We start from the raw sequence: 207 nt of genomic DNA on the forward strand, positions 1-207 counted from the left end.
AAAGAAAAACTAGAATATCTTTGTGAATTTTACGGCATTGAATTCTTGAAACAGGAAGAATCATATACGTCTCAAGCCAGCTTTTTTGACGGCGATGAGATTCCTGAATATAATGCCGACAATCCAAAAGAATATAAGTTCAGCGGCAAACGTATTAAGCGCGGCTTGTATCGAACAAAGTCTGGCAAACTAATTAATGCTGATGTC

The 207-nt window shown here is 37.2% G+C and carries 1 pseudogene; it reads left to right on the forward strand.

The features are described from left to right. Positions 1-207, forward strand: a pseudogene (locus VU18_RS15585) (RNA-guided endonuclease TnpB family protein); the annotation flags it as partial.

This window comes from Geobacillus sp. ZGt-1, from assembly GCF_001026865.1.
In the GTDB taxonomy this organism is placed as follows: domain Bacteria; phylum Bacillota; class Bacilli; order Bacillales; family Anoxybacillaceae; genus Geobacillus; species Geobacillus thermoleovorans.